This is a genomic window from Vibrio sp. 10N.222.55.A1, from assembly GCF_041473835.1.
GTDB lineage: Bacteria > Pseudomonadota > Gammaproteobacteria > Enterobacterales > Vibrionaceae > Vibrio > Vibrio crassostreae_C.
Genome location: NZ_JBFRSX010000083.1, coordinates 45,123 through 63,122, shown reverse-complemented (window position 1 = coordinate 63,122; position 18,000 = coordinate 45,123). Strand labels below are relative to the sequence as shown.

Sequence of the window (18,000 nt, the reverse complement as noted above, 5' to 3'; positions counted from 1 at the left end):
TGCTTTCAACTAAGCAAACCCTTGATTAATAGTTAAAGTGCGTAATTATAGAGACAGATCAGGCGTCGCTTGTAGAGGAATGATAGCACCTGGATGCTGAATCACAGTCCCTGCCACAATATGACCTGCTAACGCTGCATCACGTGCATTGCCACCGCTTAAGCGCTTAGCTAGGAAGCCCGCGCTGAACGAGTCGCCAGCCGCTGTAGTATCAACAATGTTGTCTACTGGGTTTGGAGCAACGTACTGAGCGCTTTGGCTTTCAACTACTAGGCAGTCTTTAGCACCACGTTTAATGATGATCTCTTTCACACCAGATTCAGACGTACGTGCAATACACTGTTCAATGCTTTCGTCGCCGTACAACTCTTGCTCGTCATCGAACGTCAGTAGAGCCGTGTCAGTGTACTTAAGCATCTTCAAGTACCAAGAAATCGCTTCTTGTTGACTTTCCCAAAGTTTTGGACGGAAGTTATTGTCGAAGAATACTTGGCCGCCTTGCGCTTTAAATTTGTCTAAGAAGTTGAATAGCTGCGTGCGTCCATTCTCTGTCAAGATAGCAAGCGTAATACCGCTTAGGTAAACCGCATCAAAAGAGAATAACTTGTCAAGTAGAGCAGGTGTGTCTTCCTGGTCAAACATGAATTTTGCTGCAGCATCATTACGCCAGTAGTGGAAACTGCGTTCACCAGTTTCATCGGTCTCGATGTAGTAAAGCCCTGGTTGTTTGTGATCAAGCTGAGCAATTAAGCTAGTGTCGATACCTTCCGCTTGCCACTTTTCTAACATGTCGGTACTGAATGGGTCAGTGCCTAGCGCTGTTACGTAGCTCGTGTTGATATCTTGCTCTTTTGTTAAGCGAGACAAGTAAAGTGCAGTATTTAGTGTATCGCCACCGAAACTTTGCTTAAGCCCGTCTTGTTTCTTTTGTAGCTCAACCATGCACTCGCCAATGACCGCGATGTTTAATGATTTCATATGCTTACCTTAGCAACTGAGGTTGCGCTGTTTATTATTTTAGGAAATCTTCACGCGCAGGGTTGAAGATATCAAGAAGGATGCTGTCTTGCTCTAGTGCAACTGCACCGTGCATCATGTGTTTACGAGCGAAGTAAGCATCGCCTTCTTTAAGGACTTTCTTTTCGCCTTCAATCTCAGCTTCGAAGCTACCACGAACTACGTAACCGATTTGGTCATGGATTTCGTGAGTATGAGGGTGGCCAATCGCGCCCTTATCAAAACATAGGTGTACTGCCATTAGATCGTCAGTGTAAGCAACGATTTTACGCTTAATGCCGCCACCAAGTTCTTCCCATGGGTTTTCATCTAGGATAAAGAAAGAGTTCATTGTGTATCTCCTAATCTGTTTAAATCTTTTAAGTGTTACTTAACTTGCATCCATCATAAGGGAATGAGCCTAATTGTAATACAATATATCTAAATTTGTGTGATATTGATCAAGCGATACTTTATATAGCGTAAATAAATCAACAACTTAATAAATGGCTAATATTTACCATTAGCCAGCTACATCAATGACTTATGGCTAATTATGTGACTCTACTCATCATTTAGCGACGAATAGGTATAATTAAAGCTCATATTGTATTACTTTATATGGAGTTTGAAAATTTAATCAAAGTTTAAGCAGATAAACTCTTTATTGAGGGTGACAAAGAATATGACGACTAAACCAGTATTGTTGACTGAAGCAGAAATCGAGCAGCTTCATCTTGAAGTGGGCCGTTCTAGCTTAATGGGCAAAACCATTGCAGCGAACGCGAAAGATCTAGAAGCATTCATGCGTTTACCTATTGATGTCCCAGGTCATGGTGAAGCTGGGGGTTACGAACATAACCGCCATAAGCAAAATTACACGTACATGAATCTAGCTGGTCGCATGTTCTTGATCACTAAAGAGCAAAAGTACGCTGACTTTGTTACAGAATTACTAGAAGAGTACGCAGACAAATACCTAACGTTTGATTACCACGTACAGAAAAACACTAACCCTACAGGTCGTTTGTTCCACCAAATCCTGAACGAACACTGCTGGTTAATGTTCTCAAGCTTAGCTTACTCTTGTGTTGCTTCAACCCTGACACAAGAACAACGCGACAATATTGAGTCTCGTATTTTCGAACCAATGCTAGAAATGTTCACAGTTAAATACGCACACGACTTCGACCGAATTCACAACCACGGTATTTGGGCTGTAGCCGCTGTCGGTATTTGTGGTCTTGCTCTTGGCAAGCGTGAGTACCTTGAAATGTCGGTGTACGGCATTGACCGTAACGACACTGGCGGCTTCCTAGCGCAAGTTTCTCAGCTGTTTGCACCGTCTGGCTACTACATGGAAGGTCCTTACTACCACCGTTATGCGATTCGTCCAACGTGTGTGTTCGCTGAAGTGATTCACCGTCATATGCCTGAAGTGGATATCTACAACTACAAAGGCGGCGTGATTGGTAACACAGTACAAGCGATGCTGGCGACGGCTTACCCGAACGGTGAGTTCCCGGCTCTGAATGATGCTTCTCGTACTATGGGTATTACAGACATGGGTGTTCAGGTTGCAGTAAGTGTTTACAGCAAGCATTACTCTTCTGAAAACGGCGTAGACCAAAACATTCTTGGTATGGCGAAGATTCAAGACGCAGTTTGGATGCATCCATGTGGTCTTGAGCTATCTAAAGCCTACGAAGCAGCTTCTGCTGAGAAAGAAATCGGTATGCCTTTCTGGCCAAGTGTTGAATTGAACGAAGGACCTCAAGGTCACAACGGCGCGCAAGGCTTTATCCGTATGCAGGATAAGAAAGGCGACGTTTCTCAACTTGTTATGAACTACGGCCAACACGGTATGGGTCACGGCAACTTTGATACGCTGGGTATTTCTTTCTTCAATCGTGGTCAAGAAGTACTGCGTGAATACGGCTTCTGTCGTTGGGTGAACGTTGAGCCTAAATTCGGCGGTCGCTACCTAGACGAAAACAAATCTTACGCTCGTCAAACAATTGCACATAACGCAGTAACGATTGATGAAAAATGTCAGAACAACTTTGACGTTGAACGTGCAGATGCAGTACACGGCTTGCCACACTTCTTCAAAGTAGAAGACGAGCAAATCAATGGCATGAGCGCATTTGCTAACGATCATTACGAAGGTTTTGACATGCAACGCAGCGTGTTCATGCTAAACCTTGAAGAATTAGAATCTCCGCTACTATTAGATCTTTACCGTTTAGATTCTGAGAAAGGCGGTGAAGGTGAGCATCAGTACGACTACTCACACCAATATCAAGGTCAGATTGTTCGCACTAGCTTTGAATACCAAGCAAACAAAGAGCTGAACACGCTAGGTGAAGACTTCGGTTACCAACACCTATGGAACGTGGCAAGCGGTGAAGTGAAGGGCACAGCACTGGTAAGCTGGCTACAGAACAACACCTACTACACGTGGCTAGGTGCAACGTCTAACGACAATGCTGAAGTTATCTTTACTCGCACTGGCGCTAACGACCCAAGCTTCAACTTACGTTCTGAGCCTGCGTTCATTCTACGCAGCAAAGGTGAAACAACACTGTTTGCTTCTGTTGTTGAAACGCACGGTTACTTCAACGAAGAATTCGAGCAATCAGTTAATGCACGTGGTGTTGTGAAAGACATCAAAGTAGTGGCTCACACCAATATCGGTTCGGTAGTTGAGATCACCACAGAGAAATCAAACGTGACAGTGATGATCAGCAACCAACTTGGCGCGACTGACAGCACTGAACACAAAGTAGAGCTGAACGGCAAAGTATACAGCTGGACAGGCTTCTACTCAGTAGAAACAACTTTAAACCCAGAATTAGCAAGCAGAGCAGAGCAGGGGAAATAATAATGAGCTATCAACCACTTTTACTTAACTTTGATGAAGCAGCAGAGCTTCGTAAAGAACTTGGCAAGGATAGCCTTTTAGGTAACGCACTGACTCGCGACATTAAACAAACTGACGCTTACATGGCGGAAGTTGGCATTGAAGTACCTGGTCACGGTGAAGGCGGCGGTTACGAGCACAACCGTCACAAGCAAAACTACATCCATATGGATCTAGCGGGCCGTTTGTTCCTTATCACTGAGGAAACTAAGTACCGTGATTACATCGTTGATATGCTAACAGCGTACGCGACGGTATACCCAACACTTGAAAGCAACGTGAGCCGTGACTCTAACCCTCCGGGTAAGCTGTTCCACCAAACGTTGAACGAGAATATGTGGATGCTTTACGCTTCTTGTGCGTACAGCTGTATTTACCACACGATCTCTGAAGAGCAAAAACGTCTTATCGAAGACGATCTTCTTAAGCAAATGATCGAAATGTTCGTTGTTACTTACGCACACGATTTCGATATCGTACACAACCACGGCTTATGGGCGGTGGCAGCAGTAGGTATCTGTGGTTACGCAATCAACGATCAAGAGTCTGTAGACAAAGCGCTTTACGGCCTGAAACTGGACAAAGTAAGCGGCGGTTTCTTAGCGCAACTTGACCAGCTGTTCTCGCCTGACGGCTACTACATGGAAGGTCCTTACTACCACCGTTTCTCTCTACGTCCAATCTACCTGTTCGCAGAAGCGATTGAACGTCGTCAGCCTGAAGTCGGTATCTATGAATTCAACGATTCAGTGATTAAGACAACGTCTTACTCTGTATTCAAAACCGCATTCCCAGACGGTACATTGCCAGCTCTGAACGATTCATCGAAGACAATCTCTATCAACGATGAAGGCGTTATCATGGCAACGTCTGTGTGTTACCACCGTTACGAACAGACTGAAACTCTGCTTGGTATGGCTGATCACCAAAAAAATGTTTGGGTTCATGCTTCTGGTAAAACACTGTCTGATGCGGTTGATGCAGCAGACGACATCAAACCATTCAACTGGGGTAGCCTGTTTGTAACAGACGGGCCTGAAGGCGAAAAAGGCGGCGTAAGCATCCTTCGTCACCGTGATGTGCAAGACGACGACACAATGGCGTTGATCTGGTTTGGTCAGCACGGCAGCGATCACCAGTACCACTCTGCACTAGACCACGGTCACTACGATGGACTGCACCTAAGCGTATTCAACCGTGGCCACGAAGTGTTGCACGATTACGGCTTCGGTCGCTGGGTAAACGTTGAGCCTAAGTTTGGCGGTCGTTACATTCCAGAGAACAAGTCTTACTGTAAGCAGACGGTTGCTCACAACACAGTAACGGTTGATCAGAAAACGCAGAACAACTTCAACACAGCATTGGCTGAGTCTAAGTTTGGTCAGAAGCACTTCTTCGTAGCAGACGACCAGTCGCTACAAGGTATGAGCGGCACAATTTCTGAGTACTACACTGGCGTAGACATGCAACGCAGCGTGATTCTTGCTGAACTTCCTGAGTTCGAAAAACCGCTAGTGATTGATGTGTACCGCATCGAAGCTGACGCTGAGCACCAGTATGACCTACCAGTTCACCACTCTGGCCAGATCATCCGTACTGACTTTGATTACAACATGGAAAAAACGCTTAAGCCGCTAGGTGAAGATAACGGTTACCAACATCTATGGAACGTGGCTTCAGGCAAAGTAAACGAAGAAGGTTCTTTAGTAAGCTGGCTACATGACAGCAGCTACTACAGCCTAGTAACTAGCGCGAATGCGGGCAGCGAAGTGATTTTTGCTCGCACTGGTGCTAACGATCCAGACTTCAACCTTAAGAGTGAGCCTGCGTTCATCTTACGTCAGTCTGGTCAAAACCACGTGTTTGCTTCTGTACTAGAAACGCATGGTTACTTTAACGAGTCTATCGAAGCCTCTGTAGGCGCTCGTGGTCTAGTTAAATCAGTATCTGTTGTGGGCCATAACAGTGTCGGGACTGTTGTTCGCATTCAGACTACTTCTGGTAACACTTACCACTACGGTATCTCAAACCAAGCTGAAGACACGCAGCAAGCAACTCACACTGTTGAGTTTGCTGGTGAGACATACTCGTGGGAAGGATCATTTGCTCAACTGTAAATGATTAATACTAATCACAGTAAGTAAGTGAGCAGAAATAGCGCAGGAAAAAAGCTTGAGAACAAGGCAGAATTTTTCGATAAGTAGTTATTCTACAATCAAAAATTCTAACGAAGTTATCGAGCTTTTTAACAAGCTAGGGTGATCAGTTATTTACTACGATTGGTATCACATGCAAGTTATTTAACGATGGCTTGTGTTGATGTGGTGCTTTGCGGGAACGAAGCGTCACATTGAATTCAGTCGTGATTGCAAAATCGTTCGTTGATACCAACAACGACTGAATACATCGGGAATAAGTCAAACCGAGTAACTCATTGCGAGTTGCTCGGTTTTTTTATGCGTGTAGGAAACAGAATAGAACGTTTCAACAAACGAAAAGCCTACTCAGTGAGTAGGCTTTGATCTTAGCTAACCGTCTATTTGACGTTGTTTTTAGTATTTAGATAAGGGCTTTTCTTGCTTTGGCTGCCACCCATTCAGAGAAGATGACCGTCACTAGAATCGCACAGAAAATGACAGTCACTTGAGGCCATGCCAGCATTGCCATCGACTCTTGCAGTTTTAAGCCGATACCGCCAGCGCCCACCAAACCTAAGACGGTAGACTCACGAATATTGATATCCCAGCGGAACAAGCTCGTGCCGATGAAACTTGGCATCACTTGCGGAAGAATACCGTAGTTCAATACCTGCAGCGGAGAAGCTCTAGTCGATTGGATTGCAGACATCTGTGTTGCATTCACTTCTTCAATCGCTTCATACATTAACTTCGCCACAAAACCAATTGAACGTAGCGCTATCGCAATGATACCGGCCAACAAGCCTGGGCCGATGATTGCTACCAATAACAATGCCCAAATTAACGAGTTAATTGAACGACTTGCCGCGATGATGAACAGCGCGATAGGTCTGATAAACGTCATGCTTGGCGTTGTATTACGTGCAGCTAAGAACGCGACTGGAAACGCTAGTACTATCCCCAACAGTGTGCCAAGTGTCGCGATGTTAATGGTGTCCCACAACGGACTCCAAAGAGACTCTAAGTAGCTCCATCTTGGTGGCCACATACGTGAAGAGATATCAGTAAATTGGTTGGGTGAGTCAGTCACAAAGTACCAAATCGTATCCTTGTTCATGACTTGCCATGCGAATACTGTCAAAGCAACAAAGCAAAGCCAGCCTAGCCAAAGCATGAGGCTCTGTTTACTGTCGTAACGCTGCCATTGGGTACGATTGATGGCGCTTGTCGGTGTTTCATTTAGCGTGCTCATTGGTCGTTCCTTACTGCACATGCTTACGGATGATGGTTGAAAGGTATTCACACAACATCACAATCACGATAATAATCAATAGAATAGCGGCTGATGCGCTGTATTCGTAACGGTCCATTGCTGTGTTTAACGTTGCGCCGATACCACCTGCGCCAACAATGCCAATCACGGCTGACTCACGAAAGTTGATGTCGAGTCGGTACATCGAAAGTCCGATGAAGCGCGGCATTACCTGCGCTTGAATCGCGTAATTGACCTGTTGTAACCAACTCGCGCCCGTTGCGCCCGTTGCGCGCATTGCGCGCATTGCGGTGAGTGGTGCTGGGTCAATGGCTTCAATTTCATCAGCAAACAGTTTTGCGAGAAAGCCGATGGTGGCGAAGGTGAGCGTGACAAAGCCCGCAAACGTACCAAAGCCAAATAGAGCAACACACAGAATCGCTACGATGATTTCTTGTAAGCTACGCGCAACCGAAATAAACGCACGACAGAATAAGTAAACAGGCGTAGGGGCAAGGTTTTTCGCTGCGCCTAATCCGAATGGGATTGAAAGAAGGACACCCGCCACGGTCGATGTCAGGGTCATGGTTAAACTTTCAATCAAACCTTGTGAGATGTTGTTCCATCGGCCACCAAAATCTGGGTTCATGAAAGCCAAAATGAACTGCCAGCCGCGTTCGCTGCCTTCGTAAATTCGAGTCCAGTTGACGTGTACCGATTGAGTCGCAAAGTACAAGTAAACCGCGACAATGATGATTAAGCTCCAGCGTAGCCATGGGCTAGAAATCAGTGGAGGCTTTGTCCACTGTGTCGGGTATTGTTTGGAATTCAGTTTTCCTGACTTTAAATGTTGTTGTGCTGACTTTAAATGCTGATGAGCTTGATTTGGATATGGTTGAGTCATATTGTTGCCTCAGACAGGCGAGGGCTCGTGATGATGAGGTCATCGGCCTCTTCTTCTGCTTGTTGACTCCAGTCTTCTTCACCGTAGATTTGCGTTAAAACATCTTCAGTGAGCAGGTTTGGTTTGTCATCAAATACGACACAACCTGCATTTAATCCGACCACACGGTCAACAAACTGCTTTGCTAATTGAACATCGTGAATATTGATGATGGCAGGGAGCTGTTGCTCTGAACAAATCTCACTGATCAGTCGCATGATTTGGCGCGCTGTACGTGGATCAAGTGCGGCCGTTGGTTCATCAATCAACAGTAATTTCGGTTTCTGAGCAAGTGCACGTGCAATACCAACACGTTGACGCTGACCACCCGATAGAGCATCGGCCCTTTTATTGGCGTGTTCTAACAACCCAACACGGTCGATTAGCGCATAAGCGGCTTGGATATCCGATTCAGGGAAACGACGAGTAAAGCTCTGCCAGAAGTTCACGTAACCCAAACGCCCTGAAAGTACGTTTTCCATCACCGTTAAACGCTCAATCAGCGCGTACTCTTGGAAAATCATCCCGATTTCACGGCGTGATTGTCTCAGTTGTCGCTTAGACAGCGTTTCTAGATTGGTATTGGAAAAGATCACTTCGCCGCTGGTGGGCTCGGTGAGCCGATTAATACAACGGATAAGCGTTGATTTACCCGCACCAGATGGACCAATTAAACCAACCACTTCACCGGCATTGACCGACAAGCTAACGTTGGTAAGGGCTTTATCAGAACTGGAGTAGTGCTTGGTAAGCCCTTTAAGGGTAAGAGTAGACATAGAATTTCTATAAGAGCGGTGTACTAAGAGTTCGCCTGAGACAGGCATGGAAAGTAAACCGGAAAGAGTGGTGAATAACTGCAGGCGATTACACCTGCAGTTAGTTTTATCGGTGTGTGATTGGCTTTTTAGTTCGGTTGAACTTAGCTACACGTGTAAGAGACTTTATTGGCTGTATCGATAGTGCGGATCACTTCCCAGTGCTCTTGGTAAGTGATCGGAACGAACTTCGCTTCACCGTTACGCTCAAATTCTTCTTGAAGCTTTGTGCCTTCCCAGTCGAAAGTGAAGAACGCTTTTTGAATCTTCTCTTGAAGCTCTGGTGTTAGGTTGTGCGCTGTGCCGTAAGCTGTTGTTGGGAAGGTTTGTGACTTGTAGATGCTCTTGATTTGACCTTCTTTCACGACTTCACGTGAAAGCATACGGTTCAATACTGAGTTAGCGACGGCTGCTGCGTCATAATCTTTGTGTGCCACACCCAAAATAGAGTTGTCGTGCGCGCCAGAGAAAGCCGGTTTGAAATCACGTTTAGGTTGAAGCTGGTATTCAGCATCCAGAATCGCAGAAGGGGCTTTGAAACCAGAGTTTGACGTTTGCGATGTGAATGCTAGGTTTTTGCCTTTTAGGTCTTCAACCTTTTCGATGCCTGAACCTGGGTGCGTGATGATTTCCATTTCGTAACCGAAAGAGCCATCTTCAGCCGCCATCATGGTGAATGGAGCAAAGCCAGCACAGTTAACTGCTAGTGGCGTTGAACCTGTGTTGAAACCTGCGATATGCAGACGACCTGAACGCATTGCTTCAATTTGAGCTGCGTTATTTTGAACAGGGAAGAAACGAACCGTTTTTTCCGTTGTTTTTTCAAGGTGGCTCAAAAACTCGCTCCACACATCAGCGTATACTGCTGGATCTTCAACTGGCGTGTAAGCAAAAATTAGCGTGTTTGGATCCACCCATTGTGATTCATCTTGAGGTACATCGGCGACCAAGTTACCAGAGCGGTCTTCGTATCGTGTATCCATTGCTAATGCAGAACCAGAAAAAATCAGCGCAGCAGTAATAGCGCTCTTAAGCGTGAGATTTGTTTTTGTCGGTTTCATTATTTCAGTCCAATTGAGTGATTTTTTGGGAAGGGAGTATAGAAATCGAGGATGACAGAACCGATGCGTTTTGATGACGGATTTATGAATGGTGTAACATAATGTTTCTAGCTGTGTGGAGTTAGATGCTTTATAAGTGTTTGATTCATTGAGTAAATTAATAGAACGCGACTCGTTGCTAATTTACTCAATTGGCGCTAGGTTGAAATCCTGTTATAGTGATCCTTAAATAATACATAAACATAACATATAAAATAAGTGAACTTATGGTTAGCACTTTTAATTCAATCTCGGGCTCGAAGCGCAGCCTGCACGTGCAAGTAGCGCGTGAAATCGCTCGTGGAATCTTGTCTGGTGAACTGCCACAAGGTTCTATTATTCCTGGTGAAATGGCGTTGTGTGAACAGTTTGGTATCAGCCGAACGGCACTTCGTGAAGCAGTTAAACTATTGACCTCTAAAGGTCTATTAGAGTCCCGCCCGAAAATCGGCACTCGTGTAGTCGACCGTGCATATTGGAACTTCCTTGATCCTCAACTGATTGAATGGATGGACGGCCTAACCGACGTAGACCAATTCTGTTCACAGTTCTTAGGTCTTCGCCGTGCGATTGAACCTGAAGCGTGTGCACTGGCGGCTAAATTTGCGACCGCTGAGCAACGTATCGAGCTTTCAGAGATCTTCCAAAAGATGGTCGAAGTAGATGAAGCTGAAGTGTTTGACCAAGAAAGTTGGACAAACATCGACATTCGTTTCCACAGCTTGATCTTCAATGCAACAGGTAACGATTTCTACCTGCCATTCGGCAATATTCTGACGACCATGTTCGTTAACTTCATCGTGCACTCTTCTGAAGAGGGCAGCACATGTATCAATGAACACCGTAGAATCTATGAAGCGATTATGGCTGGCGACAGTGAAAAAGCTCGTACAATGTCAGCGGCTCACTTGCAAGATGCTAACCACCGTTTAGCCACTGCAAGCTAAACACGGTTTTCAACTTCATTTGAACCAGTCAAAAAGGTATGCCAAGTGCATGCCTTTTTTGTTTTTAGAAAGCGTGTTGCACCATGTGTGGCACTGTTTTGGTTCACCCCCGCTTAACTCCTTCTTAAGTCAGTTCCTTCTTGTATACGCCTAGCGGTCGTTCTCTTTACCATCAAAATAAAAATAATATTACGCTCGATATTCGTTTTAGACACTCGAGCTCCCCCCAAATAATTATGCGTCATCCATGATTTTTCATTTTTGTATATTTTTAATCCGCCATCGTTTGAACAGGATATGCCGCTTCAATATGGATTAATTTAAGTTGAATTCTAATGAAATTGTCCACTCTCAATAGATAAAAACACTGGTTTATTGTGTGATAAATGAGGGGGATTTAGCTCAGATTTGGCTTTTATTATTTTTGAGAATTTTATATTTATATGTGTTTGGTTGTATTTGTTAATAAGTGTGCAAAGTCTCATTTTTTTTATAAGTCTTTGATTTTAATGGGTGTGATGTTCTTTGGTCTTGGTTTTTTGAGTTTTCATCTCAAACACCAGTAATTTCCTTAATGGATTGGCCATATTCCATCCTATGTCATATATATAATTAACTTAATCAATCAAAATAAGATCGCCATCACTTATTTGGATTATTGTACTACAAATAAAGTTTGAGATTTCCTATAGTCCTCGTAACAAAATACAACGGACAAAGGATACACGATGGAACTCAACACGATTATTGTCGGCATTTATTTCCTATTCTTGATTGCGATAGGTTGGATGTTTAGAACATTTACAAGTACCACCAGTGACTACTTCCGCGGGGGCGGTAACATGTTGTGGTGGATGGTTGGTGCAACCGCCTTTATGACCCAGTTTAGTGCATGGACATTCACCGGTGCGGCAGGTAAAGCGTATAACGATGGTTTTGCAGTAGCGGTCATCTTCGTAGCCAACGCATTTGGTTACTTCATGAACTTCGCATATTTTGCTCCAAAGTTCCGTCAACTACGTGTAGTAACGGTAATCGAAGCAATTCGTATGCGTTTCGGTGCGACTAACGAACAAGTGTTCACTTGGTCTTCAATGCCAAACAGTGTTGTTTCTGCCGGTGTATGGTTAAACGCACTAGCAATCATCGCTTCTGGTATCTTCGGTTTCGACATGACAGCAACTATCTGGATTACCGGTTTGGTTGTATTGGCAATGTCTGTAACGGGTGGTTCATGGGCGGTAATTGCATCTGACTTTATGCAGATGGTTATCATCATGGCAGTAACCGTGACATGTGCTGTTGTTGCTGTTGTTCAAGGTGGCGGTGTTGGTGAAATCGTGAATAACTTCCCTGTAGCGGAAGGCGGTTCTTTCCTTTCTGGTAACAACATTAACTACTTAAGCATCTTCAGCATTTGGGCATTCTTCATCTTCGTGAAGCAGTTCTCTATTACTAACAACATGCTTAACTCTTACCGTTACCTAGCGGCTAAAGACTCAAAGAACGCGAAGAAAGCGGCGCTACTAGCGTGTGTGCTAATGCTTTGTGGTGTATTTATCTGGTTCATGCCTTCTTGGTACATTGCAGGTCAAGGTGTCGACCTAGCAGCAGCTTACCCAGATGCAGGTAAGAAAGCGGGTGACTTTGCCTACCTATACTTCGTACAAGAGTACATGCCAGCAGGTATGGTTGGCCTTCTAGTTGCGGCGATGTTTGCAGCGACAATGTCTTCAATGGATTCTGGTCTAAACCGTAACTCGGGTATCTTTGTTAAGAACTTCTATGAACCAATCGTTCGTAAAGGTACGGCTAGCGAAAAAGAACTAGTAACGGTTTCTAAGATTACTTCTGCCGTGTTTGGTATTGCTATCATCCTTATTGCACAGTTCATCAACTCGCTTAAAGGTTTGAGCCTGTTCGATACCATGATGTATGTAGGCGCACTGATCGGCTTCCCAATGACAATTCCTGCATTCCTTGGCTTCTTTATTAAGAAGACTCCGGACTGGGCTGGTTGGGGTACGCTAGTGGTTGGTGGTTTTGTTTCTTACTACGTGGGTTTCGTTGTTAACGCTGAAATGGTGTCTTCAATCTTCGGTCTAGAAGAGCTAACAAGCCGTGAATGGTCTGATGTTAAGGTTGCTATCGGTCTGATTGCTCACATTACGCTGACAGGTGGTTTCTTCATCCTATCAACTCTGTTCTACAAGCCATTAACTGAGAAGCGTCAAGCAGACGTTGATAAGTTCTTCGGTAACCTGTCTACTCCATTAGTTGCGGAGTCAGCAGAACAGAAAGTACTGGATAACAAACAGCGTGAAATGCTTGGTAAACTGATTGCGGTAGCGGGTGTCGGTATCATGCTAATGGCTCTACTCACTAACCCAATGTGGGGACGTCTAGTCTTCATACTTTGTGGTGTGATTGTTGGTGGTGTTGGTGTGCTATTGGTTAAAGCGGTCGATGACGGCGGCAAGCAAGCGAAAGCAGTAACTGAAAGCTAATACATAGAAAACGATTATAATAGAATGCGACGACTCGAAAGGGCGTCGCATTTTTTTTGCTCTGCGAAACGGAAAAACGGTCAGGTGGAAGATATCTGACCTAAATCACGAAAACTGTACAAAATGGTTCAATCGAACCGAAATAGATTTAATTGTCCTACAATAAGACGTATATTATTGCTAATTCCTTTCAATCAACTTGAAAAATAAGTGAGTTAGAATGAGCGACCAAAAATCTCTTGATGCAATCAGGAAGATGAAGCTGGAGAATGATACTTCAGCAGGTAATCTTGTAGACCTACTCCCTATCGAAGTACAGAAACGTGACTTCGACCTATCATTCCTAGACAACTTGAGCGAAGCACGTCCACGTCTTCTTGTTCAAGCAGATCAGTTAGAAGAATTCAAAGCGAAAGTGAAAGCTGATGAAGCTCACTGCATGTTTGATGATTTCTACAATAACTCGACAGTTAAGTTCCTTGAGACTGCTCCTTTCGAAGAGCCTCAAGCGTACCCAGCTGACACGGTAGGCAAAGCTTCTCTATGGCGTCCTTACTGGCGTCAAATGTACGTTGATTGCCAAATGGCACTAAACGCGACACGTAACCTAGCAATTGCTGGTGTTGTGAAAGAAGACGAAGCGCTAATTGCTAAAGCAAAAGCTTGGACTCTAAAACTGTCTACGTACGATCCAGAAGGCGTGACTTCTCGTGGCTATAACGATGAAGCGGCTTTCCGTGTTATCGCGGCTATGGCTTGGGGTTACGACTGGCTACACGGCTACTTCACAGATAAAGAACGTCAGCAAGTTCAAGATGCTTTGATTGAGCGTCTAGACGAAATCATGCACCACCTGAAAGTGACGGTTGATCTATTGAACAACCCACTGAACAGCCACGGTGTTCGTTCTATCTCTTCTGCTATCATCCCAACGTGTATCGCGCTTTACCACGATCACCCGAAAGCAGGCGAGTACATTGCATACGCACTAGAATACTACGCAGTACACTACCCACCATGGGGCGGTGTAGACGGCGGTTGGGCTGAAGGTCCTGACTACTGGAACACGCAAACGGCATTCCTAGGCGAAGCATTCGACCTATTGAAAGCATACTGTGGCGTAGACATGTTCAACAAAACATTCTACGAAAACACAGGTGATTTCCCGCTTTACTGCATGCCTGTTCACTCTAAGCGCGCGAGCTTCTGTGACCAGTCTTCAATCGGTGATTTCCCAGGTCTAAAACTGGCTTACAACATCAAGCATTACGCAGGTGTTAACCAGAAGCCTGAGTATGTTTGGTACTACAACCAACTGAAAGGCCGTGATACTGAAGCACACACCAAATTCTACAACTTCGGTTGGTGGGACTTCGGTTACGATGATCTTCGCTTTAACTTCCTTTGGGATGCACCTGAAGAGAAAGCACCATCGAATGACCCACTGTTGAAAGTATTCCCAATCACGGGTTGGGCTGCATTCCACAACAAGATGACTGAGCGTGATAACCATATTCACATGGTATTCAAATGTTCTCCGTTTGGCTCAATCAGCCACTCTCACGGTGACCAAAACGCATTCACGTTGCATGCATTCGGTGAAACGCTAGCGTCAATCACTGGCTACTACGGTGGTTTCGGTGTTGATATGCACACGAAATGGCGTCGTCAAACGTTCTCTAAGAACCTTCCACTATTTGGCGGTAAAGGTCAGTACGGCGAGAACAAGAACACGGGCTACGAAAACCACCAAGATCGCTTCTGTATCGAAGCGGGCGGCAACATCTCTGATTTCGACACTGAATCTGATGTGAAGATGGTTGAGGGTGATGCAACGGCATCTTACAAGTACTTCGTTCCTGAAATTGAATCTTACAAGCGTAAGGTCTGGTTTGTTCAAGGTAAAGTATTCGTAATGCAAGACAAGGCAACGCTTTCTGAAGAGAAAGACATGACTTGGCTAATGCACACAACTTTCGCAAACGACGTGGCAGACAAGTCTTTCACTATCCGTGGCGAAGTTGCGCACCTAGACGTAAACTTCATCAACGAGTCTGCTGATAACATCACGTCAGTTAAGAACGTTGAAGGTTTTGGCGAAGTTGACCCATACGAGTTCAAAGATCTTGAAATCCACCGTCACGTTGAAGTGGAATTCAAGCCATCAAAAGAGCACAACATCCTTACGCTTCTTGTTCCTAATAAGAACGAAGGCGAGCAAGTTGAAGTGTCTCACAAGCTTGAAGGCAACACGCTAATGCTAAATGTTGATGGTGAAACGGTTTCAATCGAACTGTAATTCGCTGAAGCAACAGAAGCTAGATACTAAAAACTCCGAGTGAAAGCTCGGAGTTTTTTTGTTTGCACAGAACAGGCAGTAGCCTACGAGGTGGGAAGAGGTTGCGTTGGTTAGTTAGAGGCTAAGTAGCAAGAGTGCCAGGCTTAGTAAGTGGCGACAAAACTTGGTTTAAAACCCGTGTTCAGTAAACCTTACTAAGGCTAGGGCAGTGACTGTCTTCCAATAATTTGTCAACTACTGACAGTGGGCAGCCTTAATCTTGTCTGAAAAAAGGGACGGCAGGTTAATAATCGTTATTGGAGTGGCTTATTCTCATTAATCGTATGACATTTAGAGTGCATTATTTCATCAATAGGTTATTTTTTGATTGGGATATCGCTCTTGTAAGTACAAAGCGTGACCATATTTTCTCGTAAAGTGAATCCCCGTCACAACTTGCGTCTAAGCATTGAAGGATTACCCTAAAACTATTGCGTAACGGAAAAGACGTCGTTATTATAATGACCATATAATCATACAATACTATATTTGGAGTTTGAACATGACTAAACCTGTAATCGGTTTCATTGGCCTAGGTCTTATGGGCGGCAACATGGTTGAAAACCTACAAAAGCGCGGCTACCACGTAAACGTAATGGATCTAAGCGCTGAAGCTGTTGCTCGCGTTACAGATCGCGGCAATGCGACTGCATTCACTTCTGCTAAAGAACTAGCTGCTGCAAGTGACATCGTTCAGTTTTGTCTTACAACTTCAGCTGTTGTTGAAAAAATCGTTTACGGCGAAGACGGCGTTCTAGCTGGTATCAAAGAAGGCGCAGTATTAGTAGACTTCGGTACTTCTATCCCTGCTTCTACTAAGAAAATCGGCGCAGCTCTAGCTGAAAAAGGCGCGGGCATGATCGACGCACCTCTAGGCCGTACTCCTGCACACGCTAAAGATGGTCTTCTGAACATCATGGCTGCTGGCGACATGGAAACTTTCAACAAAGTTAAACCTGTTCTTGAAGAGCAAGGCGAAAACGTATTCCACCTAGGTGCTCTAGGTTCTGGTCACGTTACTAAGCTTGTAAACAACTTCATGGGTATGACGACTGTTGCGACTATGTCTCAAGCTTTCGCTGTTGCTCAACGCGCTGGTGTTGATGGCCAACAACTGTTTGACATCATGTCTGCAGGTCCATCTAACTCACCATTCATGCAATTCTGTAAGTTCTACGCAGTAGACGGCGAAGAGAAGCTAGGTTTCTCTGTTGCTAACGCTAACAAAGATCTTGGTTACTTCCTTGCTCTTTGTGAAGAGCTAGGTACTGAGTCTCTAATTGCTCAAGGTACTGCAACTAGCCTACAAGCTGCTGTTGACGCAGGAATGGGTAACAACGACGTACCAGTAATCTTCGACTACTTCGCTAAACTAGAGAAGTAATCGACGTACGACCTCGCTAGGGTATTGCCTGTCTTTTTAGGCGGCGATACCTCAGCGAGGTTCGTTTTTATCTGCCATACCCAACCCTTTGTTCCCTCGTTAAACTCTTCTACTTCTACTTCTACTTCCTCAGCTACACCTACTCAAAACTCTGTTCAACTTTGTTACTGCCTCAATTCCTATTTTTGTTTCTATATCTATATCTACTTGTAAATTCAAAGCCTTCTAGCACCAACTCACTCACTTTTCCTCGCAAGCTTAAACCAGTGCACTTAACTGATTGTTGGCGATGGCTTAACACCGCTCGTATATCGGGTCTGAAAAGAAAGTAAAAAAAACCCACACAGCTGGTGACTGTATGGGCATGTTCGGACGAGCCGTCTGGAAAAACAAATGATCAATAGAAAGTGAAAAAACGAATAACGAGATCCCCCGACAGTTTCTACGTTAAACGAGTTCAATGACCTTAAAGCGGCTGCTTCAATTATCACTTTGAACTGAACAAAAGCATCCAGAAAGAACTTAAGTTATGATTCAAATACACCATAACTTAAGGCTTATTGTATTACAAATAAATTTTAAGATTGAATGCCTTGAGTGAATGGTTGGTTAGTGAAAATGTGACCTAAGGCTCACTTTCCTAGTCAGGTGACCGAA

The 18,000-nt window shown here is 44.6% G+C and carries 12 protein-coding genes; 6 read left to right on the top strand and 6 right to left on the bottom strand.

The window, feature by feature from the left end; genetic code table 11:
- Positions 1 to 45: 45 nt before the first annotated feature.
- Both AB4493_RS20535 and AB4493_RS20530 read right to left on the bottom strand, forming a co-directional pair.
- Complete coding sequence (locus AB4493_RS20535; RefSeq protein WP_372155720.1) at positions 46 to 978, bottom strand: sugar kinase; 933 nt, start codon at positions 976 to 978, stop codon at positions 46 to 48.
- Between the two features lie 34 nt (positions 979 to 1,012).
- Complete coding sequence (locus tag AB4493_RS20530) at positions 1,013 to 1,348, bottom strand: cupin domain-containing protein (RefSeq protein ID WP_009846518.1); 336 nt, start codon at positions 1,346 to 1,348, stop codon at positions 1,013 to 1,015.
- A gap of 333 nt (positions 1,349 to 1,681) precedes the next feature.
- Between AB4493_RS20530 and AB4493_RS20525 the strand changes: the two genes are divergently transcribed.
- Positions 1,682 to 3,880, top strand: a complete 2,199-nt coding sequence (locus AB4493_RS20525; RefSeq protein ID WP_017069899.1) for a heparinase II/III family protein — start codon at positions 1,682 to 1,684, stop codon at positions 3,878 to 3,880.
- A gap of 2 nt (positions 3,881 to 3,882) precedes the next feature.
- Positions 3,883 to 6,036, top strand: a complete 2,154-nt coding sequence (locus tag AB4493_RS20520; RefSeq protein WP_372155718.1) for a heparinase II/III family protein — start codon at positions 3,883 to 3,885, stop codon at positions 6,034 to 6,036.
- A 442-nt stretch (positions 6,037 to 6,478) separates the two neighbouring features.
- On the opposite strand, the gene phnE (AB4493_RS20515) is transcribed toward AB4493_RS20520, so the two are convergent.
- From phnE (AB4493_RS20515) to phnD, 4 genes are all read right to left on the bottom strand, one after another.
- The gene (gene phnE / locus AB4493_RS20515; protein WP_372155717.1) at positions 6,479 to 7,309 is read right to left on the bottom strand and encodes a phosphonate ABC transporter, permease protein PhnE; all 831 of its coding nucleotides are present in this window, start codon (positions 7,307 to 7,309) and stop codon (positions 6,479 to 6,481) included.
- A 10-nt stretch (positions 7,310 to 7,319) separates the two neighbouring features.
- Positions 7,320 to 8,213 (bottom strand): phosphonate ABC transporter, permease protein PhnE, encoded by an 894-nt coding sequence (phnE, locus tag AB4493_RS20510; protein WP_372155715.1) that lies wholly within the window; start codon positions 8,211 to 8,213, stop codon positions 7,320 to 7,322.
- Entirely contained in the window at positions 8,210 to 9,028 is an 819-nt protein-coding gene (phnC, locus tag AB4493_RS20505) for a phosphonate ABC transporter ATP-binding protein (protein ID WP_372123529.1), read from the bottom strand. The genes phnE (AB4493_RS20510) and phnC overlap by 4 nt, the downstream gene beginning before the upstream one ends.
- 143 nt (positions 9,029 to 9,171) lie before the next feature.
- Complete coding sequence (phnD, locus tag AB4493_RS20500) at positions 9,172 to 10,128, bottom strand: phosphate/phosphite/phosphonate ABC transporter substrate-binding protein (protein WP_372155714.1); 957 nt, start codon at positions 10,126 to 10,128, stop codon at positions 9,172 to 9,174.
- A gap of 266 nt (positions 10,129 to 10,394) precedes the next feature.
- Between phnD and AB4493_RS20495 the strand changes: the two genes are divergently transcribed.
- From AB4493_RS20495 to AB4493_RS20480, 4 genes are all read left to right on the top strand, one after another.
- Positions 10,395 to 11,114 (top strand): FadR/GntR family transcriptional regulator, encoded by a 720-nt coding sequence (locus AB4493_RS20495; protein ID WP_017066445.1) that lies wholly within the window; start codon positions 10,395 to 10,397, stop codon positions 11,112 to 11,114.
- Between the two features lie 728 nt (positions 11,115 to 11,842).
- The gene (locus AB4493_RS20490; protein WP_102332117.1) at positions 11,843 to 13,621 is read left to right on the top strand and encodes a sodium:solute symporter family transporter; all 1,779 of its coding nucleotides are present in this window, start codon (positions 11,843 to 11,845) and stop codon (positions 13,619 to 13,621) included.
- Between the two features lie 220 nt (positions 13,622 to 13,841).
- Entirely contained in the window at positions 13,842 to 15,920 is a 2,079-nt protein-coding gene (locus AB4493_RS20485; protein WP_372155713.1) for a DUF4962 domain-containing protein, read from the top strand.
- Positions 15,921 to 16,461: 541 nt separating this feature from the next.
- Positions 16,462 to 17,343: an NAD(P)-dependent oxidoreductase gene (locus tag AB4493_RS20480; protein WP_004733521.1), complete on the top strand. Its 882-nt coding sequence runs from the start codon at positions 16,462 to 16,464 to the stop codon at positions 17,341 to 17,343.
- The last annotated feature ends 657 nt before the right edge of the window (positions 17,344 to 18,000 follow it).